A 26,272-nucleotide genomic window follows, 5' to 3' on the forward strand; every position below is an offset into this window, starting at 1 on the left:
CCCGGCCGTGCACCCGGCCGATCCCCGGACTTCGCCGGGACTACAGTATTTTCCTCAGCCACCCCGGGCGGCGGAAAGTCTGCCGCCGCCACTCCTGCGGATAACCGACCGACACCTCCTCGAATCTCACGCCGTCGTACACGGTGGTGCGGGGCAGATGCAGATGCCCGTACACCACCGCCTCGGCCCGGAATTCCCGGTGCCAGCCGGCGGTCGCCTCGGTGCCGCACCACTGGGCGAACTCCGGGTGGCGCAGCACGCGGGTGGACTGCCTGACGAGGGGCCAGTGGTTCACCAGGACCGTGCGGCTGCCGCCGAGCGCGGCCAGCTTCGGCCTGGTCTCGGCGAGCCGGGCCGCGCACCACTCGGCCCTGCTCGGGTAGGGGTCGGGATGCAGGAGGTACTCGTCGGTGCAGACCACACCGGCCGCCCGGGCGGCGGCCAGCCCCTCCTCGGGCGTGCGCGCTCCCCTGGGCAGGAAGGTGTAGTCGTACAGCAGGAACAGCGGCGCCACGACCACCCGCTCCCCGTCCCGCTCCCACACCGGGAACGGGTCCTGCGGGGTGAACACCCCGCGGCGCCGGCACACCTCTACGAGCCGTCGGTACCGGGCGTCCCCGCGCGCCGGGTCGGGGTCGTCACGCGTGGTCCACAGTTCGTGATTTCCCGGGACCCATACCAGTGTCGGGAAATGCCGGCCCAGCTCGTCCAGAGTCCATTCCAGCTGCTCCACGGTTTCACCGACGTCCCCCGCGATGATCAACCAGTCGTCGTCGCGCTCCGGCCGGAGCCGGAGGACCAACTCGGAATTCTCTTCATACGACACGTGCAAGTCGCTGATCGCCCACACGTTCCCGGAGGGCCTCACCCGGTCCAACCTACCTCCGCCACTCCGAATCAGGCCAGTGTTCGGCCGAATTCCCCTTCCCTCACCGACGACCGCCGTATCAAGGTACCGGCGAACGACGACTTTTCAAGGGGGTGGCGGCGGAGGGTCTGCTTCCGTAATTCCCGGGCGGGCCGGGGCCCCGGAGGGGGAACACCACGAGGGCCCGTCCGGCGGCTCGCCGGACAGGCCCTGGGTCTTTCCATACGGGTCCGGCGCTCCGGCCCGGCCCCGTGTTCTCGCGTTGGCGCGTTGTCGCGTTGTCGCGTTGTCGCGGTCAGCCGGCCGGGACGGCCGCCTTCGCGTCGCTGTCGGCCGCCGCCTCCCGCAGTACGGCCGGCAGCGCGGTCAGCTCCTCGTGGGTGGGGGCGGTGATCCGCACCCCGGAGACGCGGCCGGGCTCGGTCCCGTCGAAGGCGCGCACCGCGATGCCGGACTCGGCGAACAGCCGGTGGATCTCCCCCGGTTCGTCGCTCTCGACGAACCGGTAGTGCACCGGGACCCCGGTGATGGTGCCGGGGAAGCGGGCGCTGAGCAGACCTTCCAGGCGGTCGGCGCTGTCCAGGAGGGCCAGCCGGGTCCGGTCGATCCAGTCGGTGTCGGACAGCGAGGCGGTGACGACGGCGGCGTCCAGGTAGGACAGCGTCCAGTTGATCTTGCGTTCGGCCACCCGCCTGCGCAGCTCCGTGTTGCGGGTCCACAGCGCTCCGGTGCGCGTGCCGGCCACGCCCAGCAGCTTGTTGGGCGAGCGCAGGACGACGACGTTGTCCAGGCCGGCGTGGACCATGGACAGTTCGCGGTGCTCCGCCATGAAGTCGATGTACGCCTCGTCGACGATGAGGACGGAGTCCGGGTGCGCGCGGCAGAGGTCGGTCAGGTGGTCGCGGTGCAGGTACAGCCCCAGGGGGTTGTTGGGGTTGGAGAAGAACACGTACGGGTATCTGGCCATGGCCGACGCGACGCGGTCCAGCCGGGACTGGGCGGTCTCCGTGACGCCCGGCAGCGGTCCCTCGTGCACGGGGAACCACCGGATGGTGTCGGTGTAGTCGGGGGTGATGACGGCGACCTCGGAGGTCGGCAGCAACTGGGCCAGGACGCGGATGAACTCGGTGATGCCGCGCCCCGGGACCAGGTGCTCGGGCGCGACCCCGAGGAACGTGGCGTACGCGTCGACGAACCGTTCCTCCATGCCGTAGGGGTGGGCCAGGATCTCGCGGGGGTCGACGGACCGCAGGACGGCCTCCACGGCCGGCGGGGGGCCGTAGCGGTTGACGCAGGTGCTCAGATCCAGATGGATGGAACCGGAAAGGGTGCGCAGATCCCCGCCCTGCAACTCGGTGATCTTCATCGGCGGTGTCAACGGAAGCTCCTCAGGGGTCACATGCGTTCGAAGGACCGGAAGCGCTCCCAGTCCGTCACGGCGGTGTCGAAGGCGTCCTGCTCGACGCGCGCCATGTTCAGGTAGTGGTCGACGACGTCCTCGCCGAACGCGTCCTTGGCCAGCTCGCCGGAGTGCCACAGGGCGGCCGCGTCGCGCAGCGAGGCGGGGACGCGCGGGATGCCGGGGTCCGCGTAGGCGTTGCCGGCGCACGGCTCGGGCAGTTCGAGCCGCTGGTCGACCCCGTGCAGACCGGCCGCGATCATGGCGGCGACGGCCAGGTAGGGGTTGACGTCGCCGCCGGGCACGCGGTTCTCGACGCGCAGACCGGCGCCGCGGCCGACGACGCGCAGGGCGCAGGTGCGGTTGTCGTGTCCCCAGGCGACGGCCGTCGGCGCGAAGGAACCGGGCCGGTAGCGCTTGTACGAGTTGATGTGCGGGGCGTAGAACAGCGAGAACTCCCGCAGCCCGGCCAGCTGTCCGGCGAGGAAGTGGCGCATGACCGGGGACATGCCGCCGTCCTCGTCGGCGAAGACGGGCCGGCCCTGTTCGTCGCGCAGCGAGAGGTGGATGTGACAGGAGTTCCCCTCGCGCTCGTCGTACTTGGCCATGAAGGTGAGCGCGGAGCCCTGCTGGGCGGCGATCTCCTTGGCCCCGGTCTTGTAGATCGCGTGCTGGTCGCAGGTGACGAGGGCCTCGTCGTAGCGGAAGGCGATCTCGTGCTGGCCGAGGTTGCACTCGCCCTTGACGGACTCCACGGTGAGTCCGGCGGCGCTCATCTGGTTGCGGATGCGGCGCAGCAGCGGCTCGACCCGGCTGGTGCCGAGGATGGAGTAGTCGACGTTGTACTGGTTGGCCGGTTCCAGGCCGCGGTAGGCGCCGCGCCAGGCGTCCTCGTAGGTGTTGTTGAAGAGCAGGAACTCCAGTTCGGTTCCGACGTACGCGCTCCAGCCGCGCTCGGCGAGCCGGTCGAGCTGGCGGCGCAGGATCTGCCGGGGGGAGACGGCGACCGGGTCGCCGTCGTGCCGGACGAGGTCGGCGAGGGCGAGGGCGGTGCCCTCGTGCCAGGGGGTGAGGCGGAGGGTGGCGGGGTCGGTGCGTACGACGAAATCGCCGTAGCCCTGCTCCCAGGACGAGGTCGCGTAGCCGTCGACGGTGTTCATGTCGGCGTCGACGGCCAGCAGGTAGTCGCAGGCCTCGGTGCCGTGGCCGAGGACTTCGTCGAGGAAGAAACGGGCCGAGAAGCGCTTGCCCTGGAGCCTGCCCTGCATGTCGGGAAAGGCGAGGACGACGGTGTCGATGGCGCCCGACGCGACGAGCCGCGTCAGTTCGTCCACGGACAGCGGCGGTGTGCGGTCTGCCACGGAGCGGGGACCTTCCGGGTTCGGGTGCGGGGTGCGGGGGCTGCGGGCGGCGGCCGGGCGGGTCAGCCGGCCGGGACGCGGGCGGGGAGGCGGAACAGCGAGGCCATGTGCGCGAGGTAGCCGGGCTCGTCGAGCAGGAAGGCGTCGTGGCCGGCGGCCGACGTCGTGTCGTGGTACCGGGTCACCGTCAGTCCGGCGGCGGTCAGCCGCTCGTCCAGTTCCCGGGCGGCCTGCGGCCCGAAGAGCCGGTCGGAGGCGAAGCTGACCAGGTGGACGTCGGGCGTGGCGCCGGGGACGAGGGCGTGCGGCCGGGCGAAGGCGTCGTAGGCGTCCATGGCGGCCGTCAGGGTGAGGTAGCTGTTGGCGTCGAACCGGGCGACCAGCTTGCCCGCCTGGTGTTCGAGGTAGCGCTCGACCGCGAACGGGCCGCGCGCGGCGCTGGTGCCGTCGGGGGCAGGCTGGAACCGCCGGCCGAACTTGGCGTCCAGGGACTCGGCCGACATGTAGGTGAGGTGGGCCAGCATCCGGGCGACGCCGAGGCCGTCCACCGGTCCGGGGTTGTCCGGGTCCTCCGCGTACCGGCCCTGCGCGAAACGGGCGTCGGAGCGGATCGCGGCCCGGCCCACGGCGCTGAAGGCGAGGTTGTCGGTGGTGAGGGCGGCGGCCGTGGCGACCAGGACGAAGCCGGCCGCGTCGCCGGGGTGGCGCAGCAGCCACTCCAGGGCCTGCATGCCGCCCAGGGACCCGCCGACCACCGCGTGCAGCCGGCCGACGCCCAGGTGGGCGAGGAGTTCCCGGTGCACCCGCACCATGTCGCTCATGGTGACGGCGGGGAAGTCCGGGCCGTAGGGCCGCCCGTCCGGTCCCGGGGTGCGCGGGCCGGTGGTGCCGGCACAGCCGCCGAGCACGTTGGCGCAGACGACGTGGAAGTGGTCGGTGTCGATCGGCCGGCCGGGGCCGATCATGGGCTCCCACCAGCCCGGCAGGTCCTCGGGGTCGTGCCGGGCGGGGTGCGCGTCACCCGTAAGGGCGTGGCAGACGAAGACCGTGTTGTCGCCGGAGGGGGCCGGTGTCCCGTACTCCTCGTACGCGACGCGGACGTCGCTGAGGGTCCCGCCGGCCTGGAGCCGTAACGGGCGGCCGGCCGGGAAGAGGTGCGCGAAGCGGAGGTGCCGGCTGAGGGGCGCGGCGACGTCCGGCGGCGCGGGCCTCTCAGGCGGCACGGGAAGGCTGTCCACGGCTGAAATCTCCCTGTCGTCCGTCGTTTCAGCGGTCTGCGGCGCGTTTGCCGGCGGCCGTCCCGAAGGCCCGGAACAGCGCCTGCGAGACCGGGTCCGAGGCCGCGTACCACTCGGGGTGCCACTGGACGGCGAGGGCGAAGGAGCGCGCGCCGGCCACGGAGACGGCTTCCACCACCCCGTCGTCGGCGGTGGCCTCCACCCGCAGTCCGGGCGCGACCCGGTCGATCGCCTGCATGTGCAGGGAGTTGACCCGGACGGACGGCGGGCCGCCGAGGATGTCCCGGAGCCGGCCGTCCGGGGCGAGCCGTATCTCGTGCGCGGGCAGGTACTGCTGGTCGCGCGGGAGCGAGAGGTCCTCGCGGTGCGCGGTGGTGGGCAGGTCGCGCAGGGTGCCGCCGAAGGCGACGTTCAGCTCCTGCAGACCCCGGCAGATGCCCAGCAGGGGCAGTCCCGCGTCGAGGACCGGGCGGACGGCCGCCAGCGCGAGCGCGTCGCGGTCGGGGTCGCGGGAGCCGGAGGCGGGCGGACCGCCGTAGCGCTCGGGGGCCACGTTGCTCTCGTGTCCCCCGAGCACCAGGCCGTCGAACCGCCCGGCCAGCGCGGCGAAGTCCACGGCGGGCCCGGGGATCAGCGCCACCGCGCAGCCGGCCACCTCCTCCAGCGCCCTGACGTACGCGCGGCGGACGGTGGCGTACGGCACCGCGTCCCAGGTCTCGGTGGAGCAGGCGAGGGCGACGAGCGGGCGCGTCATGCAGCGTCCAGGGCCTGGGCGAGGTCGTCGATCAGGTCGCCGGGGTCCTCCACGCCGACGGCCAGCCGGATCGTGCCCGGGGTGACGCCGGCGGCGATCTGGTCGGCCTCGGGGAGCTGGGCGTGGGTGGTCGACGCGGGGTGGGTGGCCAGCGTGCGGACGTCGCCGACGTTGGTGACGTGGGAGACCAGGCGCAGCGCCTCGATGAACCGGCAGCCGGCCTCGCGGCCCGCCGACAGCTCGAACTGGACGAGGGGTCCGCCGTTGCCGCCGAGGTAGCGCTCGACCAGCTCCGCGTCCTGTCCGGTGACCAGGCTCGGGTGGCGCACGGAGCCGACCTTGGGGTGTCCGGCGAGGAAGGCGGCGACCTGGGTGGAGTTCTCGCCGTGGGCCCGCATCCGCAGCGGCAGCGTCTCCAGGCCCTGGATCAGCAGCCAGGCGTTGAAGGGGCTGAGGGCGGGGCCGAGGTCGCGCAGCAGGGTCTCGCGGGCCTTGAGCAGATAGCCGCTGCGTCCCAGCGGGGCCTTGAGGTCGCCGCCGGTGTTCGTCCACACCGCTCCGCCGTGGGCGACGTCCGGGGTGGTCATCAGCGGGTGCCGGGCGGCGTGCCGCTCCCAGTCGAAGCGGCCGGAGTCGACGATCAGCCCGCCGAGGGTGGAGCCGTGCCCGCCGATGTACTTGGTCGCGGAGTACACCAGGATGTGCGCCCCGTGCTCCAGCGGGCGGCACACGTACGGCAGCATCGTGTTGTCCAGGATCAGCGGTACGCCCTCCTGCTCGGCGAGTTCCGCCACGGCCCCGATGGGGAACAGGCGCAGCCGGGGGTTGGGCAGGGTCTCGCCGAACCAGCAGCGGGTGTTCTCGTCGGTGGCGGCCGCGAAGTTCTTCGGGTCCGCGGGGCTGACGAACCGGGTCTCGATGCCGAACCGGGAGAAGGTGCTGGACAGCAGGTTCCAGGTGCCGCCGTACAGCTCCTCGGAGCTGACGATGTTGTCGCCGGCCTGGCAGATGTTCAGCAGCGCCAGCGCGATGGCGGCCTGCCCGGAGGCCACGGCGAGACCGGCCGCGGCGCCGTCCACGGCGGCCATCCGCTCTTCCAGGACGTCGCAGGTGGGGTTGTTGAGCCGGGAGTAGGCGTGGCCGTCCTCGCGCAGGTCGAAGATGTCCGCAGCGGCGGCGGTGCTGGGCAGCTCGAAGGCCGCCGTCTGGAAGATCGGGGTGACGACGGGCGGGGTGGGCCCCATGCGCCACTCGTACCCGGCGTGCACGGTCGCGGTCCGCGGGCTGCGGAACTGCTTGCCCTGGGCGGGTGTCTCATGCGGTGGCATGCGCGGTCTCCCCGGTCGCTGTGGTGGGCGGGTTCAGGTGCGTGTTCGGATCGGTGTCCGTGGGCGTGGTCATGTACCGGACGATGGCGGACATGGCGCTCTGCTGGCCCTGCGGCCCCTTGTGGAACAGGCCGCCGAACTGGGCGTCCACGGCCGCGTACGCGGGGTCGCGCAGCCGGATCGCGCGCGCCTCGGGCAGCCGGTAGAAGGGGGTCCGGGGGTCGAGGTGGTGCTCCAGGTGGAAGTGGTCGTTGTGGATGCCGGTCAGCAGCCGTTCCCACAGCCGGCTCTTGCGGTTGCGGGTCATGTAGAGGTCCACCCGGGAGTCCCGGACCAGCGGGGTGTGCTCCGACAGCTCGATGTACCAGCCGAGGATCTGGAAGCTGGTCAGGTACGGGAGGAACCAGAACAGCACCAGTCCGACGAGCCACCCGCCGTACCACGCGAGGCCGACGACGGCGGCCCAGAAGACCCAGAAGCCGATGCGGTCCAGCCGCTGCTTGCGGCGCTGCACCGGGTTCGCCGCCGCCGCCTGCGCCTTGCCCTCGCCCTTCAGCACGCGGTACCGGTTGCGGACCAGGTAGCGCAGATAGCCCCAGGTCTGCGAGCCCAGCAGCGGCATGACGACGACCCGCCGCACGTACGCCCCGTTGCCCGCGCGCCGGTAGGCACCCTGCTCGATGAAGAAGCGGAGGTCCGGGTCCAGGTCGGGACTGCCCAGCCGCGGGTGGTGGGTGTAGACGTGCGACACCTTGTACGCGTAGTGCTGCTGGAAGATCGGATACGCCGTGAAGACGGTGCCCATGGCCATCTGCCACGTCCGGTTGGCTATGCCCACCCCGTGCGCGCAGTCGTGCAGGATGGTCGACAGGCCGCGCTGGCGGGCCCCGATCAGGACCAGGGCGAGGGGATAGCACCAGTAGGAGCCGTAGACACACAGCAGGATCAGACCCGCGATCCAGACGGCGTCCGCCACCCAGGCGAGCGCCGCGTGCCAGTTGTCCGGGCGGTTCAGCTTCCGCAGGTCCGCCTCGACGTCGGCGGGGAAGCGGTACATGGTGTAGCGACGTCCGTTATAGGCCCACTGCTCGTCTTGCACGTCGTGTCCAGACATGCCGTGGATCTCCTTCCTTTCCGCGACACCAGAATCCAATCAAGGGTGGCATGCGGGGAGTTGGGGGCGGGTAAGCGAAGTGCGCAGCCGCAGAGGGGGAAAGTCAGCGCGTCGTGGACGCGCGCGGGGTGGGTGGGTCTGTAGTGTCCGCCGACACGGCGGACCGGGAGGGTGCCGTCAGGCGGGCCGGCTCCCGGGAACCAAGGTCATATGCCGGTGGCACCCGGGCACCGGCGGGACGGCGCCCCCGCCGGCGGGGTTTGCGGACGGGAAACGCCGTCCGGGCACGGCGGCGGGCCGGCAGCCGGCCGGGTAACGCCCCCGGAACCCGGGTAACGGCCCCGGAACAAAGGCCCGCGCGAACCGGGGTGCGGGGGTGCCGGGCGTCACGGGGTGCCGGCCGGGGAGGCGCGCGGCCGGACGGGCGAGAGTGCCGTACGGCCGGTCAGACCAGCCCGACCTCGTAGGCGCGGGAGACGAGCTGGGCGCGGTCGCGGACGCCCAGCTTGGTGCGTACGCGGTACAGATGGGTGAGCACGGTGGCCACGCCGATGGTCAGCTCGCGGGCCACCTCCTCGGTGGACATGCCGCGGGCCACCATCCGCGTCACCGTCCGTTCCCGCGGGGTCAGTTCGGTCACCTCCGGGTGCGGCGCGGGCTCCGGGGCGTCCTGCGCCCGGAACCAGGTGACCAGGCGTTCGGCGACGTCCGGAGCGAGGACGGTCCGGCCCGCGGCCGCCGCCCGGATCGCGGTGACCAGTTCCTGCGGGCTCGCGTCCTTGCCCAGCAGGCAGTTCGCGCCGGCGTGCAGTACATCGCCGACCGTCTCGTCGGCGTCGGTTATCCGGGTGAACACCACGGTGCGGGGCGGCGCGTCCTCGGTGCGCAGCCGGCGGATCAGCTCCAGACCGGACAGGGCGCGCAGGCTCAGATCGGTGACCACGACATCGGGCCGCCCGGTGCGCACCAGGGCGAGGGCCTCCGTGCCGCTGCCGGTCGTGCCGATCACATCGATGTCCGCCACGGCGTCCAGCAGTGTGCTCAGCCCGTGCCCGATGACCGGCAGTTCGTCGCAGACGAGCACCCGGATGGTCATGCCGTTCCCCGCACGGCCGTGGTGGTCCGCCGATTCGGAATGGCCGGAAACATCGGCTTCCCGGAGGCGCCGGGGCAGAGCCCCGGTGGACCGGTGCGGCTGTGGGTGGGATCTCCGACCGTGCGGCGCAGGCAGACCAACGCGTCTTCTCCTCGGCTCCAGGAGCGCCATGACCCGGTGGTGCGGTCCGTGGCGTCATGCTCGAACTCTCGGCCCATTCACATGAGTTGACGACCCAGGTGGACACTACAGTGATCAACGCCGCACGGCAGGAGCCTTTCCGGCCACGCGGTACCCTCCGCTTCCGCGGCCACTGGAGTTCCCGCCGCCGTCCTCACTAGAGTTGACGACGCGGATGGGGGTTGAAGAGAGGGCAAGGCCGATGGGCGACGACACGCCGGCACTGGGCGGCGCGACGGATTCCGCGCGGACCCTCGCGCAGAAGATCGACCGCCTGTTCACCACAGCGTTCGCGAACGGACGGAAACCCTCCCATGAGGAGGTCGCCACCGCGATCAACATCGCGGCCGGCGAGAAGACGATCAGCGGGACCTACGTCTGGCAGCTCCACACCGGCAAGAAGGCCAACCCGACGAAGCGGCACCTGGAGGCTCTTGCCCGGTATTTCGGGGTCAGCGCGGCCTACTTCTTCGACGAGGTCGAGGCGGCACGGATCGACGAGCAACTGGACCTGCTCATGGCCCTCAGGAAGGCGGGCATCACCGACCTCGCCCTGCGGGCCAGCGCCCTGTCCGAGGCCGGCCGGCGCAGCGTCGCCGCCCTCGTCAGCGAGTTACGGGAACTGGAGGGCCTGGACCCGTCGAACGTCCCGCCGGCCGACAGGCCGGCCTGAGCGCCGCCACCGGCCCGGGCCCCGGGCCCTTCCGCCCCCGCCAGGCACCGGCCGGACGGGCCCGGCAGCCGTGCCCCCCGCGCCGGTCCGCGCCGGTCCGGGCCGGCGGCTGCCGGGACCGGCCGAGGTGTCACCGGCGACGCGCTGTGCCCGCGCACCCCCGGCCGTCGGCGCCTACGCTGGAGGAAGGGGCCCGCGCAGTCGCTCCTGGAGGACCCATGTCGCAGATCGACGACAAACACGACGCGCTGATCTCCCGGGGAGTACTCGACCTGGGCGCCGCGACCGGGGACGAGGAGCCGCTGTACGACGGCGGGGCGTGCCGGGCCTATCAGTTCGGCCGCATCTACTTCCACCCCCGTATCGGTGACGCCTTCGAGCTGCACGGCCTGATCCTCGACACCTACCTGGAGCTGGGCGCCGAACGCAGCGGACTCGGCTACCCGCTCACCGACGAGTCCGACGCCCCGGACGTCGCCGGCGGTCGCGTGAACGGCTTCGAGCAGGGCACCCTCCTGTTCGACCCGGCCTCCGGGACCGAGGTGCGGCTCACCGACCGGGAGGTGCTGCCGCAGGTGATCGTCAAGGTCGCGGACGGGGTGTCCGTGCCGCTCGAACCGGGCGGCAGCCTCGGCCTCGACGAGCTGGCGTCCCAGGTGCTGGGGCCGGACGGCGAGGCCGCCGTGGAGACGGTCCGCGCGCTGCTGCCCGACCTGACGGCGCACCGCGTCTTCGACTCGGTCTCCGCCGGGCAGCTCCAGGCGATGACCGACCGGGCCACCCAGGACGAACCCGACTACACACCGCCGGACTTCAACACCTACCTGGAGATCGACTGCCCGACGGGGTGCGACACCGAGGCGCTCGCCACCGCCCTCGCCTCGGTCCCGGGCACGGTCGAGTACGCCTACACCGTGCCGGTCGCCTCCGATCCGGTGGTCGGTACCGCGAATCCGCTCTTCGCCCAGCAGGGTTACCTGAGGCCGGCCGGGGACGGCGTCGGCGTGCAGGCGGCCTGGGCCAAGGGCGCGGACGGGGGCGGCACCCAGTTCATCGACCTCGAACAGGGCTGGTTCGTCGGCCACGAGGACCTGCCCGCCCCTCTCCGGCTGATCGACGGGGTGAACCGCAACAGCAGCTTCGCACACGGCTGTGCCGTCGTGGGCGAGGTCGCGGGCACCGACAACGCGCGGGGCATCTGCGGGATCGCGCCGAAGACCTCGGCGCGGCTCATCTCGTACTTCCGCCCCACGGAGGAGCTCAATTCGCCGAAGAGCCGGCAGACCGTCGCGGACATGATCATGCGGGCGCAGTCGGAACTCACCCCCGGCGACGTGCTCTTGCTGGAAGTCCAGCTCGTGGCACAGATCGGCGGCACCGACCGCCCCGTACCGGTGGAGACCGACCGGGTCTGCTTCGAGACCATCAGACTGGCCACCGCCCTCGGCGTCGTCGTCGTGGAGCCGGCGGGAAACGGCGCCGCCGACCTGGACGGCTTCGTGGACCATCTCGGCCGGCACGCCCTGAACCGCACGGCGCAGGGTGAGTTCCGGGACTCGCGGGCCGTCATGGTCGGCGCCGCCGCGTCCGTGCCGCCGCACCGCCGCGGGCCGTCCAGCAACTTCGGCAGCCGCGTCGACTGCTACGCGTGGGGCGAGAACATCGTCACCTCGGGCAACCCGAACGCGCCCACGAAAGCCGACGCCTACTGGACCGGACCCTTCTTCGGCAACACCTCGGGCGCGGCACCGATCATCGCGGGCGTGTGCCTGCTCGTCCAGAACCTGTTCACCACGCTGAACCCCGGCACCGGCGGGCCCGGCAGGCTCAGGCCGGCGCGCATGCGCGAGGTGCTGACCGATCCCCGCAACAGTACGGCGGGTGCTCCGGGCGCCTCCATCGGCGTGATGCCGGACCTGCGGAAGCTGATCGCGCACGAGTTCGTCTGATCGGGCGCCGTACGGGCGGTGCCGTCGGCCATCACTGACACGAAGTCAGTGATGACCGAACCCGTCGTGTCCGTGGTCGTCATCACGTCCGTCGTCGCGGTCGTCGTCATGGCCGTGGTGGCCGGGCGGGAGATCGACGGTGTCGCAGTAGATCACCGGTCCCTGGGGTGCGGAGGGGGCGGCGGGGCCGTCGGCGGGGATGCCCTCCGTCTCCATGACCAGCAGGCGCAGCGGTGCTCCGTGCCGTACGGCCGGTACGGTGAGCGCGCCGCTGTAGGACGGCGTGCGGGTCGACTCCGCCTCGGCCGAGGTGAGGACGGTGGCGGTGTCCTCCAGGGTCACCCAGCCGAGGTCGTCGTCGCCGACGACGTCGTGCCGGCGCTGGAGCGTGGCGGTGATCCGCGGCCGCGTCGACGCGGTGGGGTCCCAGGAGGGGCCGGTGACCGTGACGGAGAGCGGCGGGCCGGGCCGGACCGTGAGCTGCCGGTCCGGCAGGGTGCGGACCAGATCGGCGAGGACGACCGACGAGACCTCCTCACCGGGGATCGAGGCGGGCTGGTACCGGACCAGTGCGAGCCGTACGAAGGGCAGGCAGGCGTCCTTGGTGTCCAGTTCGAGGTCGCAGAACCAGCGGCCGCCCGGCTCCCCCGCGTCGAACTGCGGGACGAAGCCCACGACCGTCACGGGCAGCGAGCCGCCGGGCAGAGACAGCAGGAGCTTCCTGGGCTGCCCCACCGCGTTGGTGAACACGTCCGGGGTGGGTGCCACGACGGGCGCGGAGCGGTGGACGGGGTCTCGGCCCATCAGGGTGACCCAGGTGTCGCGCAGGGACGCGGGGTTGCCGCCGGGCGGCTCGCCGAGGACCACACCGAGCAGTTCGCCAAGGCCCGAGGAGAGCCACTGGCGGGCCAGGTACACCCGGATGCCGCCGCCGCGCCGGCGCCGGACGACGGCACCGGACGGCCCGGCGGTCTGCTCCAGGGACAGGGTGGGGACGCAGTACAGGACCCGCGGTGCCGTGGGTGCCGCGCTGCTGGGCACCGAGTGCTCCCGCGCGGCGCCCTGGACGGTCAGCGCGTTCGGGCCGGGTCCGGCGGACCCCGGAGGGGGAGCGGGCGGGAAGCAGTCACCGAACCGGCTGCCGGCCAGCGGGCGGTAGCGCACCTCGCGGTGCTTGGTGTCACCGAACTCGTGCCGGGTGAGCAGGGGCGGCGTCTTGTCGGCCGTGGCCCTGTCCTCGGCCGCCTGGGTGTCGAAGGTCAGGACACCGTCCTGGAGGACGGCGGGGTCCGTGCCGGGGATGCCGGTCCGGGAGGCCCGCGCCGTGAGCAGTCCGAACACCGGCGCGGTCATGGGCCGGGCGACGATTCCGTCGGGCCCCTCGTCCGTCACCTCGGTCCACTCCGCGACCAGGTCGATCCGGCCCGTGCTGCTCTCGTCCAGCGCGATGGTGCCGGCGAGCTGCTCGGACGTCGCGTTCCTGGCGCGGGTCCGCGTCGGCGGGGACAGGGTCAGCACGGGGGTCCGCAGCGGCCGCTGGACCGCGTGGACGAGGGTCAGCTCGTGCCAGGGGGTGAACATCCAGTGGCCGTTGGCCGCCGCCAGTTCCAGCGCGTGCTCGGCCTTGCGCAGCTCTTCCGCCCGCTCGGCCTCGGTGCCCGGCGCCGGTTCCCGGGACCAGGCGGCCATGCCCATGAGGTCGGCGTCGAAGTCGAGGGCGGAGCAGACCCGGACGGTGACCGCGGCGCCCGGTGGCAGCGACACGGTCAGCACCCGGGACGCCCGGTCGAAGCGGGGCGGCGCGGTGCCTTCGGCCAGCCTCAGCCTGAAGGACCGCGGGCGGTGCCAGGCATCGCCGTCCCAGGGGATCAGGAACGGCGTGCCGGGGGGCATGCCCGGCAGGTCCCACAGGGCGGCGCCGCGGGCCAGGGGGTCGGGGAGGCCGCGCATGGGGACGTCCTCGCCCGTGTGCAGGGCGACCACCGCCGGGTGGCCGGGGTCCGTCAACGGGTGGCCGGGGTCCGCCGCCGACGAGCCGACGGTCTCCAGCCGTACGCCCGGGCCGGGATCGTTCAGGGCGCCGCTCTCGCGCACGGCCAGTTCGTAGACCGCGTCCTGCACGGCGTGGTCGGTGGAGCCGATGGCCGCGTCCAGCAGCCCGTGCCACTCCACACACCGCAGCGATGTCTTCGGTGCCACGACGTGACGTTCGTCGGCGCCCTGGTAAGGGACGTGTCCTTCGCGGGTGACCAGCGGCGACCGGTTGAACTCCGCGGCGTACTGCTCCGCCGTGCGGCCGGCTCCCGGGGCCGGCTGCGGGCCGTGGCCGCAGTCGGCGGTGAAGCCGGCCTTGCGCCCCAGGTTGGTGAGGCTCTCACAGCCGGGAACGCCGTCGGCGTCGGCCCCGGAGAAACCCTGCTGCCGCTGTTCCTCGGCATAGGCGGCCCTCGTCATATCGCCGAAGAACCTGTCCACGCCGCCCACCAGGCGGTGGCCCACGGCCATGAGGGCCGCTTGGACGACCGCGATGTCGTCGTTGGTCAGGCCGGGCTTGACACGGGCCAGGAGGACGGTCGGCTCGTTGTCCGCGGGTTCGTCCGGGGCGGCCGGTGGCGGCTGGTCGCCCGGGCTGCTGCGGAGCACCATCCGGAAGGTGGAGGCGCCTTCGGCGAGCGGCAGTCTCGGTACCACCGCCGGCGCCGGGACGGCCTCGAACCGGCGGAAGACCAGCGGCGGATCGGGGACCGCCACACCGGGCAGCCGCATCAGGGCATCGGCCTGCGCCAGGTCGAGTCCGTTGCCCGCCAGGTCGACGGTACGCAGCCGCAGCCGGTAGCGACGGCCGTAGCGCAGGGCCGGCAGCGAACCGCGTGCCGCCCTGACCGTGATCTCCAGCGGCAGTCCCGGCGGCGCCTCGTTCTTGAGGGGCACCGGGGCGTTGGGAGCCTTCTGGGTGTCGGGGTCCCCGTCGTCGGTGTCCAGCACGAGGCCCGGGAGGGGCGCGGCCAGGGACCATCCGCGCCAGACGACCAGCGGTTCGGGTACGTAGAGCGCCGGATCGCCCTGGGGTGAGACCAGGTGGGCCTGGAAGAAGCCCTCGTCGGCGGCCGTCAGCAGGAGTGGCCCGTCCTGGGGCCGCCGGTACTCCACCTCCCGGGCGTGCAGCGAGAACCAGCGCGCGCGGTCCTCGTCCCAGATGTCCAGCCGGTGGCCGCGGACCAGGTCGTCGGCGAAGAGCACGGGGGCGGCCGGCTCCTGCTGGGCGGCCTGGGGCGCCGACCCCGCGGCCTGCGGACCGGCCGCCTCGCCGTGCGGGGACACGGCCTCGCCGTGCGGGGGCGACGCCTCCCCGTGCGGGGGCCGCGTCCGCTGCTCGCGCTGGTGTGCGACCACGTCGCCGAAGGTCCTGTCCTGGTCGGCCGCCCGGTCGAGTGCCGACCGCAGACCGGCCATGCGGTGGTGTCTGACCAGCGCGATCCCATGGGCGCGGACCGGGGACAGCCCGGTGGCCTCCTCGTGGACCTGCAGCAGCTTCAGGGCGGCTCCGTCGACGTCCGCCTGCTCGACGGAGAAGTCGCCCGCGAGCGCGACGAGACCGCGGGCCGGCGACGCCAGCGGATCGGCGACGGCCGGCGGGTCGGCGGCGGTCGGCTGGTCAGCGGGAGGCGGGGGGTCGCCGGCGGCCGGCGGGTCGGCGGTGGTCGACGGGTCGGGGACGGTAGGCGGTGGCGCCGCGGGCAGGAAGATCCGGCGGGCGGGCGCGGGCGGAACCGGGGGAAGGGGGTCCAGGCCGAAGTAGTAACGGGTGAGGCAGGAGACGTTGTACGTCTGGGGGCCCGGCTCGGGGTGCCACACGGGGAGGACGGTCAGCACCTGCCGGCCGTCGGACTCGGGGAGCCCGGCCGGCAGGACGAAGTCCAGCACCAGTCCGAGGCGCCGCAGCAGCACGGGGTGGTCGCCCAGCGAGGTGAGCATCGTATGGAAGTCCAGCAGTGGCCCGGGCGGGGACGCGTGGGGTCCGGCCGCCGGCTGTCCGTCGGCCGGCGGCTCCCCGGCGGCCAGCGACCGACCCCCGGGCGGCGACCCGTCGGTCGCGGACGGGCCGGCGGCCGAGGGCCGGTGGAAGGCGTCCAGCTCCGCCAGCTCCACGGGCACGGCGTTGTCGGTCTGCGCTTCCAGGATGTGGGTCCCCGGCTGGCCCGCGAGCATCTCGGCGTGGGCGCGCCGCAGCATGTCGTTCGTCGGGGGCGGTGTCCCGGGCGAGTCCTTCGCCGCCCTGGCGTAGACGCGCTGGGTGAAGTCGCGGACTTGCCGCGCCGAGTAGCTGCGCATCTCCTTCCTGGGGGCCTCGCAGGTGTAGTGCTCCAGCGGGGTGGCCTCGTGGAAGAGACTCGTCCACAGGGCCGTGTCCGGCGCCGGTCCCCGCGGCTTGAGCGGACCGGTGAAGGGCACGGGCACGGGCGGGGTCGCGGTGCCGTCGGCGGTGGCGAACTGGAAGGTGGCCGCCTTGACCTTCTCGGGCCACCCGAGGAAGTCGGGGAAGCCGGCCAGCGTGGCGTTCACCGCCTCGGCCGGGAGCAGCCGCGGGGCCACGAACACCGACACACGCACCCCGGTGCCGTCGTCCGGGAGTCCGGCCGGGAGGACCGTCCAGTTGATGTGCTGTTCAAGGGGCATGGACATCACCCGTGGGGCTGGGGGGCGTACGCCTCGCAGAATTGGCGCCAGTACGGTTCCCGCGGGACGCACTCGGCGAAGGTCGGGTCGCACGGGGCACCGGAGAAGCTCCGTTCGAGTTCGAGCGTGACGGACTTGCTGAAGAAGGCGATCCGTACGCTGACCGTGAGCGTGCCTTTGCCGTGGACCACCGACTGGTGGCCGCTCTTCACATACGTCAGTTCGAGGGAGAACTCGACGGACACCGTGACGATGCCCAGCACACACAGGAATCCGCTGCAGTGCAGATAACCGGTGAGGGAGACCTCGTCGGGCTGCTTCTCGACCTTTTTGAGCGTGAAGCGGATGCCCGCCATGATCGAGACGCCGCCGCTCGCGACCCCGAGGTTCAGCGCCACGGCGCCGCCGAACTCTATGGCCCCCTCGATCCGCTGCACCCCGGTCGTGTCGAGCAGCATGGAGAAATAGCCGCCGCCACCGAGCAGGGACACGGTGACGTTGAAGGGGTGTTCCCGCTCGGAGACGGAGAAGCGGAAGGTGACGGGCGCGTCGCCGAGGGGGATGGCCAGCTCCGCCGTGAGGGAGACGTTCGCCAGGGTGAAGACGCCGATCGTGAGGGCCGGGAGCGCGAACTTGTAGCCCGCCCGGACACCCTTGTCGTCGACGTCCACGTAGGCGCCGGAGCCGAAGACGTCGGCCGGCAGGGCGTCGCGGAGGGTGTTGATGAACTCCAGGTCCTTCTCGAAGGTCAGCGTCAGTCCGCTGGCCGTGATCTCGGGCTTCCTGCCGGGGCCGGTCTCGAAGGCCAGCTCGGCGATGTCCACGCGCGCGATCTCGAAGAAGGCGAGTGCGAAGCCGTTCAGTCTGCCCCGCACGACGGCCTGGTCGACCGCGTCCTTCGCGCGGACGGTCCGGGCGTCCAGGGTCAGCACGGCATCGTGCAGATCGACGGGGAACGCGTCCGGTTCGCCCGGGTTCGCCGGTCCCGGCTCCCCCAGCCTGGTCTTCCACACGTAGCGCAGCTCCTTGCCCCCTGAGCCCGGCAGGTCGCGCACCCGCAGCACGGGCGCGGGCAACAGGCCGGCGGGGTCGTTCAGGATCGCCTCGATCCGCTCCTCGCTCAGCTCGCGGAGCGTGTCGAGGCCGCCCGCCGCGTCGCGCAGATACCGGTCCAGGCAGATCTTGCCGAGGAGTCTGGCCCCGCCGAACGCCTTGCGCATCTCAACGACGCTCCGGGCGCCGGTCACCGCCCCGGTGGGGTCCGTCTGGAACACGTCCGGAACGACACCCGCCTGCGTGGTGATCAGGCTCAGCTCGGTCTTGGGGCTGGCGACGCCACCGGCCTGCTCTCCGGCGACGGTGAGCGGAATCGGGGGGTTGAGCCCGAGGTAGGCGCCCGCGGGGTGGTTCTCCATGCCCTGCTTGAGGTAGGTGTCGTCGAACTCGACCGGCACCGCGCCGGCGTTCGCGAGGAACTGCTCCACGGCGGGGACCCGCACCGTCGCCGACCGCACGTGGGGCCGGACGGCGACGCGCCCGTTCTGCTGCGAGGTGCGCTCGACGGCGAAGGTCAGGGTGTCGACCGCGTGGCTGGTGCTGCCGGAGGCACCGGCCGGAGGCTGCGCCATCGCCATCACCTGGCCGCGCAGGCCGACCTGCATGCGGCTGGGGATTTCGCGGACCAGCTCCGCCACCCGGGGCTCCGGGTTCTCGAGTGCGTCGGGTATGAAGATCAGGGGCATCTTGAAGCTGACCGCCCGGCCCTCCGAGTCCGTTCCGATCAGGGTGAACTGGTGGTCGGTTTCGTCGAGGAGTTGCACCCAGAAGGCGTCGGTGTCCTCCAGCGGCTTCCTCGGATCGCTGGGGCGCGGCGCCGTCGTCGAAGGCGACTTGATCGGCGGGGTCACGCGGTCGGTGATCCGCAGGGCACGGAAGGGCATCTCCCGTCCGGCGTGCGGGAATCCGGTGTCCGGCCCGTACCGGACCTCCGGCTGCTTGATGATGATGTGCTCCTCCTGCTGGAGGTAGGCGGTGATGCCGTCGTTCGGGGAGGCGACGAACACCCGGCGGAACTCGCGCACGTGAGCGGCCAGGTGACCGGGGGTCACGACGCCGCGGGTCACCACGCGCAGGTACTGGTCGCGGCCCAGGGCCGTGATGTGGTCGTACGCCTCCAGCACCGGGACGGGCCGCCCGGCCAACGGGTACCGGGACTTGTCGTCCTCGGACACCCTCTCCAGCTCCCAGGCTCCGTGCAGATGGGCCGACGCGCCCAGCGGGGTGACGATGAACTGTTCGGCGTGCAGGGGCGCGCTCGGGACGTCGATGGGGCCGTCGCCCGGGACGACGAGTTCGGTCCGGCTGGTGAGGGTGACGAGGTCGTCCAGGTTGCGGGCGGTGAGCGGGGTGTCCGCGAAGCCCCGGCCCGGGAGCGCCGCGACGGCCCGCAGCAGTGCGTCCGCGCCGTGCGCGCCGTGCAGCCGCGCGTGCCACAGCGCGGTGCGCCCGTCGGCCTGGTGGGGCTTTGGCCGGCTCAGCCAGTCCACCTGATCGTCGTAGGTGACCAGCAGCCGGAGGGGCAACTCGATGACGCTTCCGGGAAGCCCGTGGAAGACCGTCGACCCGGCGGGGTCCGGGTTCCCCGCGCCGGGCGGGACCGTCAGCGGCACGAGGTGCTGCCAGTCGAGCAGCGCGTCCAGTGACAGGGCCAGGCCGTCCAGGCCGGCCGGCACCGAGAAGGCCAGCGTCGTCGGACCGGCGGTGACCGCTGCGACGGGAACGGGCGGCAGCGGGCTCCCCAGGAGGAAGGACTGCTCGACGACATGCTGCGGCGGCAGCACGGCCAGGACGAACGCCGGCGTGCCCGGCACCCGTGGCACCAGGCGGTGACCGTCGTAGCGCAGATTGACCAGGCTGATGTCGACGACGAGCATGTCCGCCGGCCGCACCACCCGGAAGGGCCCCTCGGCGAGGTCCTGAACTTCGCCCGGAGCGGGCCGCGGCGGCCTCTCCGGGCCGGGGCCGGGCGGACCGGGCGGCCGGTCTCCGTTTCCGCGGCGGGGCCCGCCCGGGCCGTGCCGGTGCCCGCCGAAGGCGCCGTCCCCGCCGCCGTGGTCCCCGCCGCCGCCGTGTCCACCGCCGCCGTGGTCCCCGCCGGGATGGCCGCGCTGCCCGAGCAGCCGCGGGACGACGGGGCGGGCGATGTGGATGGCCATGGGGAAACGCCTCGATCGAGGTCGTGAGGATCGTGCACAGCGCGTGCGGCGACGCCGCCGCTCCCTCCCCTCGTCCCTCCATTTTCGCCCCGGCGCCGGCTTCCCGCCACCGCGCGCCGGCGCTGCCGCGTCCGCCTGCCGGGGCCGGGGCGAAACCTCCGCCGGTCCTACGACGATGCCCTGCACGCTTCCCGCCGGGCGGACTCGGCGCCCACCCGACCGGCCGCACGGGTCCCACGTCCGGCCCGACACCGATGGCGACCCGGCGGGCCGCCCCCGATGATGGTGCCGAACCCCCGGCACGCAGCGGCCCGCCGCACACCTGCGGGTGACGGCCGGCGGCCTCAGGAGGTGATCGGGTGCGCAATCCCCCCAAGTGGCACACCTACGTGGGCCCGAGAACACGACAGCCCGCGCAGCGGACCTGGCACGGGCATGTAACCGTGGTGGTGATCGTGCTCGTGCTCCTGGCGACGACGGTCCTGCTGAGCCTGTTCGGCCTGGAGGACTTCGCGCACGCCCTGACCTTCCCCGGTCGCGTCACCGGCGCGGTCCTCATCGTGGTCTCGGGCACCACGCTGCTGGCCGCCGCCGCCGTCGTGGACCACTGGGTCGGGCGCTGCTTCCCCTTCTCCGGCCTGGTCGCGCTCATCGGTGCGTTCGCGGCCCTGCTGACCAACGCCCTGCTGCTGGCCGAGATCCTCAAGGAGGGCGAGTCCCTTGTCTATCCGCTGCTGTTCGGCATGCTCACAGCGGGTTCGGCATGGGCTGCCTTCGCGGTGTGGCGGGCCTCGGTCACGGTCCCCGCGCCCAAGCGGCTGGCTGTCGCGGTGGTCGTCCCCACCGTCATCGCGATCGGCAACTTCGGCTACCAGACCCTCTACCTGCCCTACCAGCGGCAGACCCAGCCCGTCATCTCGCTGTCCATGGGCAAGGCGGTGCTGAGCAAGGACCGCAAGGCGTTCGCCGTTCCGGTCGACATCACCCTGCAGAACCACAGTGACGCGGGTTTCTACGTGCTCGGCACCGAGTTCCACGCGATGGGGCAACGGGTGAGGCTCAGTTCCAAGGACCGGCTGCAACAGCAGTGGCGTGCCGATGCCAAGCAGTGGTCCAAATCCGAGGAAATCAATCCCCTCGCGCGCAAGGCGGTCCACCAGCCCGGCGAGTTGCTGGAGGCGAAACCGTGGATGCCCTTCGGCCAGTGGATCGAAGCGAGTGACACCTTCACCACGCGACTGGAGCTGCAACTGCCCATCACCACTCCGTACGAGCAGGTGGCGCTCTACAGCACCGCGAGCCTCGCGCGCAAGGACCGGCTCGCGATGGAGCCCCCGCTCAAGTTCGTGACCTCCTCGTGGGAGATGCCCCATGCTCCGGACTGGGTGAAGGAGCAGGAGAAGGACGGCCTCGACTTCCTCATCTACCAGGCCAGAGTGCACGAGAACAACGCGATCGACGAGCGCACGAGAAGGGCGCGCTTCGTCAACGTGCTCTGGAAGTTCGGCAAGAACGGCGCGAGTCTGGCGACGTCCGTCGTGCCACGGGGTGAGGAAGGACTCGTACTCACCCCGTCGCAAGCGACCGAGACGCTGAACCGGTACGGCCTGGTCGACCTCATGGCGGGCCCGTACGAGCGGAACCTGTGGGACATCAAGAACCAGCGCTGACGGCTGCCGCCGCTCCGGTCCCGCCGGTGTGCCGCTCCAGTCCCTCCAGCCAGGCCACCAGGGCGAGCGAGCTGTTCATGCGGTCCCAGGAGTACGCGTCCCCGATGCCGAGCCGGGCCTCGTGCACCGCCCGGCACAGCGTCTCCACGTCGAACATCTCCGCGACCAGCGGATGCCGGGCGGAGCGGCACAGGGCGATGAGTTCGTCGCCGTGTGTCCGCAGGCCGCGGGCGTAGAGGTCGTTGAAGGGGACCTTGTACGACCGGCCGCCGATCGGCGCGGGGAGCAGGTCCGCCATGGCCTCGCGGAGGACGGCCTTGGGCCGGCCCGGCCGGAACGCGGCCGCGAGGGGGACGCGGCGCATCGTGGCGACGACCTCCGGGTCGAGGAACGGGTGCGAGAGGAAGAACCCGTCCCGTCGCGCGCGGTGCCAGGACAGCGGGTCGGGAGCGGCGAGGTAGTTGGCGGCCTCGTACAGCGACTGCTCCGGTCTGCGCCCGAAGACGAACCGGCTCTCCGCGGCACCGGCCTGCCGGTAGCCGTGCGCCCGCGCGAAGCCGGACCGCAGCCACGGGGGCCGGCCGAAGGTGCCGAGGCCGCCGAGCACCGTCCGGCCGCGCACCAGTGCGGTGCAGCGTTCGGCCGTGAGCGGAAGGGCCGGCTGGACCACGTAGGCCCGGACGACCTCCCGCAGGCCCCGTTCGCTCCCGGCGGCCCAGGCGCGGGCCTGCCGGGTCAGTTCCCCGAGCCGGCCGGTGCGGGCGAGCCGGTGCAGGTGGAACGGGTTGGCGTCCGCGACGGGGTCGGCTCCGCAGCCGGTCAGGAGGGTGTCGCAGTCCAGTCGCGCGGCCTCGGAGTGGAGTCTGCTCCAGAACGGGGCGCGGAAGGCGTGCGCGTGGGGTTCCTGGGTGTCGCCGGCGTGGTGCCGGAAGTCGTCGAAGTCGCACACGTCGTCGGCGTCCACGACGACCGGGCGGGCGGCGGGCGCCTGCCGGCGGATCTCCGCCAGCGCGAGGTCGAGGTACGGCCGCTCCGCCGCCAGTTCGCCGCGGGAGAAGCGCCCGGCGAGCAGCACGAGGTCCCCGGCGCCGGCCCGCCCTTCGGCCAGCAGGCGGGCGGCGAGCAGGGCGACGCTGGTGGAGTCGGTGCCGCCGGAGACATGGCAGGCCGTCGTGGTGCCCATCCGGCGTCCGACGGCGTCCTCCAGCGCCCGGCGCAGCTCGCGGGCGGCCTGGCGGAGGTCGCCGGCCGCCGGCTCCGGCGGGTCGGCGGCCGGGCGGGCGGGGCGCGTACGGCTGAGCAGCCGCCCGTCCGGGGCAAGCTCCACCACTTCCCCGCCGAGCACGCGGTGCACCCCGGTGAACGGGGTGAGGTCCGTGTGCGGTTGTGCCAGGTTCCCGGTGAGGTACCGGCAGAAGTAGCGCGGTTCCAGCCCGGTGGCGCTTCCCAGGCTGCGGGCGGAGGTGCTCACGGCCCGCACGCGGCCGCCGGACGCCCGGAAGAACAGGGGGATGCGGGCCTGTCCGTCACGGAGCAGGAAGACGCGGTCGCGGCAGACCAGCACGGCCGCGTAGTCGCCCGCCGGCGGCGCCGGGGCGGCTCCCCGGCGGCCGAAAGCGTCGAGGAGGCGATGGGCGCCCGCCGTCCGGTCGCGGGCCGAGCCCACCCAGCCGACGACGGCCGCGGTGCCGGCCGGTGAGGAGACCGTCGTCACGAGTCCCCGGCGCGCCATGGCGCCGGCGGCCCGGAAGGCCGGTGCGCCGCCGTCCCAGTCGAGGCGGAGCGCGTCCATGTCACCGTCCCCCGCCGTCGATGACGAGCACCGGGGTGAAGGAGTGTCCGCGCGGGTCGGCGTCCGGGACGCACACGCCGGCCGAGTCGGTCCAGGCGTGCAGGGCCAGCGGGTGTTCGCGCACTCCGATGTGGAGCGTGGCCGCCAGACCGCGCCGCCGCAGCAGGACGAAGGCGGTCACGGCCTCGGACTTGCAGTCGCCGTCGACGAGCCAACTGCCGCGGCTGTGCCGCAGCACCGCCCGCTTCAGCCGTCCGACCTCCGCCGCGGAGGGCCGGTCGGCCCGGGCGTACCCCGGAGCGGCCAGGGACAGCAGCCGCAGGACGCGCCCGAACCCGATGGTCCGGATCAGCAGGTGCACCCCCCGCAGCCAGAGTCCGACACCGGCGTCCGCGCGCCTCCTCCGGCGGCCCGGCACACACCCGGCCCGGGTGAGAGCGGTGACGAGTTCGGCGCGTTCCTCCGGGCTTCCCGTGGTGAGCTTCCGTACGTCGGCCGCCGCCATCCCGAGGAAACGGGTCCGCTTCCAGTCGGCGATCAGCGCGCCGTCGGACATGCGGGTGACACGGCAGTGCGGTGACAGGATCCTCGCCACGGCCGCCAGGCCGTCACCGTCCGCTGCCACCGCGCATCCTCCAGGGTGTTGCCGTGGACGGTGTCAGGACTGGTACCCGTGACCGTCGTAGAGTCCGCCGCTGAAACCCCGGATCAGCCGGCCGTTGCCGAGCCGGACCAGCCGGCGCGACGTGCGTCGCCGCAGCAATCGGAGAAACATCGCCTACCTCCAGAGCCTGGCCCGACAGATCAACTCCAGGCTACGCCGCCCGGCATCCCCCGCAACCGGACCACGTCCCAGGACGAACGAGGCATAGGACGCGGACCGGGCTCCCGGCCGCGGTACGGCCCCTCGTCCACGACCCGCCACGCGCCCGGCCGCTCCGCCGGAACCGTCCCAACGCGGCCTCGACGCCCGGCTAGACCGGCGCGGGTGCCTCCGCCCCGGAGGCCGGCCGGACGAGCGACCGCAGCTTCTCCCGTGTCTCCGGATCGGTCGAGTAGACGACCGTGCCGACCATGCCCCGGGTCAGCAGCACCTTGTACGTGTTGCGGACGAGCCGGTCGATCTCGCTGTCCGGTGTGGCCTTCGTGAAGACGGGGTCCTTGGACGCGGTGCGGTCCACGACCCAGCGGTCCGTACGCCACACCAGGTCGGGGCCGATGATCACGCCCGACCAGTCGTACTCGAAGCCCTGCGCGGTGTAGACGCAGCCGACCTGGCCGAATCCTTCCGGTTCCGTGGCCCACAGGGGCGCCGGCGGGGCCCCGAACACGGACCGGTCGCCGTACACGTTCCACGGCCGCGCCCAGTCGCCGATGACGACGTCGGCGGGGAGCGCCGTCATCTCCGGGGTGACCCTGGTCGTCCACTTCCAGCAGTAACCGGCCGACATCCGGGCGCTGTAGCCCTCCGCGCGCCTGGCGACGAGGAAGTCCTCCAACTCCTGAGGGCTCTCGGCGGTCCGCAGTTCCAGCTTGCCGTCGGGCTCCCAGGGGCTGGGCGTGCCGCCCTCCAGGCCGAGCAGGTCGACGACCCACTTCTCGTACGCGTCGCTGCCGCCGCACCGGAACTGGCCGTCCAGTTCGACGACCGTGCAGTCCAGTCCCTGCGCGGCGGCGGCCCGCCGGATCTCCTCCTTGGTGCCCATCTCGCCGGGCCGCACCACCTGGTGCTGGTCCAGCAGGAACACCGGCACCCGGGCGGCATCGATGAGTTCCGAGACCTGCGGCCGGCCGGTACGCAGCTCGGCCTTGGTGTAGCGGTTGGCGGAGGTCTTCCGCAGCCGGTGCGCCTCGTCGCAGATCAGCACGTCGATGTCGTTCGGTTCGGCGTCCATGAAGCTGTTGAAGTACTTGAACAACTGCTGCACTTCGCGCTTCTTGTGCCCGGCGACCCTGCGCATCGTCTTGGTGAACGACGCCGACCCGGTGGCGTGCAGCGCGGACACCCCGCGCCGGTACAGCTCGCCCAGCAGCGACATCGCGACGACGCTCTTGCCGGACCCGGGACCGCCGGTCACCACGACGACCTGCTTGTGGTTGCCGCGCCTGGCCTTGCGCACGGCGGACATCACCATCTCGTAGGCGACCCGCTGTTCGGCGAGAAGGACGAACTGCTCGCGGTCGCGGATCTCGGCCGCTGCGACGGCCATCAGCTGCTTGGACGGCCTGATCCTGGCCTCCGCCAGCATGTCGGCCGCCTCGGCACCGGGCTTGGCCGCGAGCCGGGAGCGCAGGAAGTCCAGGAAGGCACCGCGCTGGTCGCCCGTGTACATCCGGCCGTACTGGTCCTCCTTGACGCTCCGGAGCCCGGCGATACGGGACTCGGTCGCGTTGTGCAGGAAGGCCACACCGGCGAGGGACTCGGGCCTGCGCTCCAGGGCCGCGTTGAACGACAGCAGGTACTCGCAGTAGCCGCGGACCTGTTCGACCGGGTTGAGGACGGGCTGCGGATAGGCGTCGAGCCGGCACAGGAGAGGGTCGTCCTCGTCCGGGCGGGCCGCGCTCCACTGCTTCAACTCCACGACGACGTACGACGGCTGCCCCGTGGCCGGGTGCACACCGGCGAGGACGGCGTCGGCGCGCTTGCTGGTGAGGGGCAGGCTGTACTCGATGACGACCTCGACCTCGTCGAGCCCGGCCTCCAGGAGGGCGTTGACCAGAGCGGGGAGGCTGCGCTCCCAGGACCGTATCTCCGCCTGTGCGGGCGTCCGGCCGTGCAGGTGGCGGAAGTTCTCGGTCAGGTGCAGCGCCAGCGACCCTTCGAGGATGCGGGCGGCCACGGACGCCGCGGACTCACGGAACAGCAAGGAAATGCCCCCAGGCAGCACGAAGAAGACTCGTGCGGGTGGGGGCATGTCCTCCGGTGTCCACCGCGCGCCGCCGCGAAGGCGGGTACGG

General features: G+C 72.6%; 16 protein-coding genes. 3 read left to right on the forward strand and 13 right to left on the reverse strand.

Annotation, left to right across the window (positions count from 1 at the left end):
* Nucleotides 1-40: 40 nt before the first annotated feature.
* The 8 genes from ACZ4SV_RS12685 to ACZ4SV_RS12720 form a co-directional block, all read right to left on the reverse strand.
* Nucleotides 41-802, reverse strand: a complete 762-nt coding sequence (locus ACZ4SV_RS12685; RefSeq protein ID WP_468003819.1) for a metallophosphoesterase family protein — start codon at nt 800-802, stop codon at nt 41-43.
* A gap of 361 nt (nt 803-1,163) precedes the next feature.
* Nucleotides 1,164-2,246 (reverse strand): aminotransferase class I/II-fold pyridoxal phosphate-dependent enzyme, encoded by a 1,083-nt coding sequence (locus tag ACZ4SV_RS12690; protein ID WP_468003821.1) that lies wholly within the window; start codon nt 2,244-2,246, stop codon nt 1,164-1,166.
* Between the two features lie 17 nt (nt 2,247-2,263).
* On the reverse strand, nt 2,264-3,628 hold the full coding sequence (locus ACZ4SV_RS12695; protein WP_468003823.1) for a glutamine synthetase family protein: 1,365 nt from the start codon (nt 3,626-3,628) through the stop codon (nt 2,264-2,266).
* Between the two features lie 62 nt (nt 3,629-3,690).
* Nucleotides 3,691-4,866, reverse strand: coding sequence for a homoserine O-acetyltransferase MetX (metX, locus tag ACZ4SV_RS12700; RefSeq protein ID WP_468003825.1), 1,176 nt, complete (start codon nt 4,864-4,866; stop codon nt 3,691-3,693).
* Between the two features lie 28 nt (nt 4,867-4,894).
* Nucleotides 4,895-5,620, reverse strand: a complete 726-nt coding sequence (locus ACZ4SV_RS12705) for a gamma-glutamyl-gamma-aminobutyrate hydrolase family protein (protein ID WP_397939108.1) — start codon at nt 5,618-5,620, stop codon at nt 4,895-4,897.
* Nucleotides 5,617-6,948 (reverse strand): O-acetylhomoserine aminocarboxypropyltransferase/cysteine synthase family protein, encoded by a 1,332-nt coding sequence (locus ACZ4SV_RS12710; RefSeq protein WP_365872788.1) that lies wholly within the window; start codon nt 6,946-6,948, stop codon nt 5,617-5,619. Before ACZ4SV_RS12710 ends, ACZ4SV_RS12705 begins: the two co-directional genes overlap by 4 nt.
* Nucleotides 6,935-8,062 (reverse strand): fatty acid desaturase family protein, encoded by a 1,128-nt coding sequence (locus ACZ4SV_RS12715; protein ID WP_468003829.1) that lies wholly within the window; start codon nt 8,060-8,062, stop codon nt 6,935-6,937. Before ACZ4SV_RS12715 ends, ACZ4SV_RS12710 begins: the two co-directional genes overlap by 14 nt.
* A gap of 445 nt (nt 8,063-8,507) precedes the next feature.
* Nucleotides 8,508-9,158 (reverse strand): response regulator, encoded by a 651-nt coding sequence (locus ACZ4SV_RS12720; RefSeq protein ID WP_468003831.1) that lies wholly within the window; start codon nt 9,156-9,158, stop codon nt 8,508-8,510.
* A gap of 382 nt (nt 9,159-9,540) precedes the next feature.
* Between ACZ4SV_RS12720 and ACZ4SV_RS12725 the strand changes: the two genes are divergently transcribed.
* Both ACZ4SV_RS12725 and ACZ4SV_RS12730 read left to right on the forward strand, forming a co-directional pair.
* Nucleotides 9,541-10,011 carry a helix-turn-helix domain-containing protein gene (locus ACZ4SV_RS12725; protein ID WP_365872782.1) on the forward strand — a complete coding sequence of 157 codons (471 nt, stop codon included), beginning with the start codon at nt 9,541-9,543 and terminating at the stop codon, nt 10,009-10,011.
* Between the two features lie 218 nt (nt 10,012-10,229).
* Nucleotides 10,230-11,960 carry a S8 family serine peptidase gene (locus tag ACZ4SV_RS12730; protein ID WP_468003833.1) on the forward strand — a complete coding sequence of 577 codons (1,731 nt, stop codon included), beginning with the start codon at nt 10,230-10,232 and terminating at the stop codon, nt 11,958-11,960.
* A 45-nt stretch (nt 11,961-12,005) separates the two neighbouring features.
* Here the strand turns inward: ACZ4SV_RS12730 and ACZ4SV_RS12735 are convergent, their stop codons facing one another.
* Both ACZ4SV_RS12735 and ACZ4SV_RS12740 read right to left on the reverse strand, forming a co-directional pair.
* Nucleotides 12,006-16,637, reverse strand: coding sequence for a hypothetical protein (locus ACZ4SV_RS12735; RefSeq protein WP_468003835.1), 4,632 nt, complete (start codon nt 16,635-16,637; stop codon nt 12,006-12,008).
* A 5-nt stretch (nt 16,638-16,642) separates the two neighbouring features.
* Entirely contained in the window at nt 16,643-19,852 is a 3,210-nt protein-coding gene (locus ACZ4SV_RS12740; RefSeq protein ID WP_468003837.1) for a hypothetical protein, read from the reverse strand.
* A gap of 359 nt (nt 19,853-20,211) precedes the next feature.
* Between ACZ4SV_RS12740 and ACZ4SV_RS12745 the strand changes: the two genes are divergently transcribed.
* Entirely contained in the window at nt 20,212-21,522 is a 1,311-nt protein-coding gene (locus ACZ4SV_RS12745; protein WP_468003839.1) for a hypothetical protein, read from the forward strand.
* Here the strand turns inward: ACZ4SV_RS12745 and ACZ4SV_RS12750 are convergent.
* The 3 genes from ACZ4SV_RS12750 to ACZ4SV_RS12760 form a co-directional block, all read right to left on the reverse strand.
* The gene (locus ACZ4SV_RS12750) at nt 21,506-23,314 is read right to left on the reverse strand and encodes an asparagine synthase-related protein (RefSeq protein WP_468003841.1); all 1,809 of its coding nucleotides are present in this window, start codon (nt 23,312-23,314) and stop codon (nt 21,506-21,508) included. The genes ACZ4SV_RS12745 and ACZ4SV_RS12750 overlap by 17 nt on opposite strands.
* Nucleotide 23,315: 1 nt before the next feature.
* Complete coding sequence (locus tag ACZ4SV_RS12755; protein WP_468003843.1) at nt 23,316-23,939, reverse strand: lasso peptide biosynthesis B2 protein; 624 nt, start codon at nt 23,937-23,939, stop codon at nt 23,316-23,318.
* A gap of 349 nt (nt 23,940-24,288) precedes the next feature.
* Nucleotides 24,289-26,181, reverse strand: a complete 1,893-nt coding sequence (locus tag ACZ4SV_RS12760; RefSeq protein ID WP_468003845.1) for a DNA/RNA helicase domain-containing protein — start codon at nt 26,179-26,181, stop codon at nt 24,289-24,291.
* Between the last annotated feature and the right edge of the window lie 91 nt (nt 26,182-26,272).

The sequence above is a fragment of the Streptomyces sp. NPDC027672 genome (genome assembly GCF_055566335.1).

Bases quoted from the DNA above. Each gene is read 5' to 3' on its own strand.
- ACZ4SV_RS12735 (WP_468003835.1), bottom strand. From the start codon at position 16,637: ATGCCCCTTGAACAGCACATCAACTGGACGGTCCTCCCGGCCGGACTC.
- ACZ4SV_RS12730 (WP_468003833.1), top strand. From the start codon at position 10,230: ATGTCGCAGATCGACGACAAACACGACGCGCTGATCTCCCGGGGAGTA.
- ACZ4SV_RS12710 (WP_365872788.1), bottom strand. From the start codon at position 6,948: ATGCCACCGCATGAGACACCCGCCCAGGGCAAGCAGTTCCGCAGCCCG.
- ACZ4SV_RS12715 (WP_468003829.1), bottom strand. From the start codon at position 8,062: ATGTCTGGACACGACGTGCAAGACGAGCAGTGGGCCTATAACGGACGT.
- ACZ4SV_RS12705 (WP_397939108.1), bottom strand. From the start codon at position 5,620: ATGACGCGCCCGCTCGTCGCCCTCGCCTGCTCCACCGAGACCTGGGAC.
- ACZ4SV_RS12750 (WP_468003841.1), bottom strand. From the start codon at position 23,314: ATGGACGCGCTCCGCCTCGACTGGGACGGCGGCGCACCGGCCTTCCGG.
- ACZ4SV_RS12720 (WP_468003831.1), bottom strand. From the start codon at position 9,158: ATGACCATCCGGGTGCTCGTCTGCGACGAACTGCCGGTCATCGGGCAC.
- ACZ4SV_RS12725 (WP_365872782.1), top strand. From the start codon at position 9,541: ATGGGCGACGACACGCCGGCACTGGGCGGCGCGACGGATTCCGCGCGG.
- ACZ4SV_RS12740 (WP_468003837.1), bottom strand. From the start codon at position 19,852: ATGGCCATCCACATCGCCCGCCCCGTCGTCCCGCGGCTGCTCGGGCAG.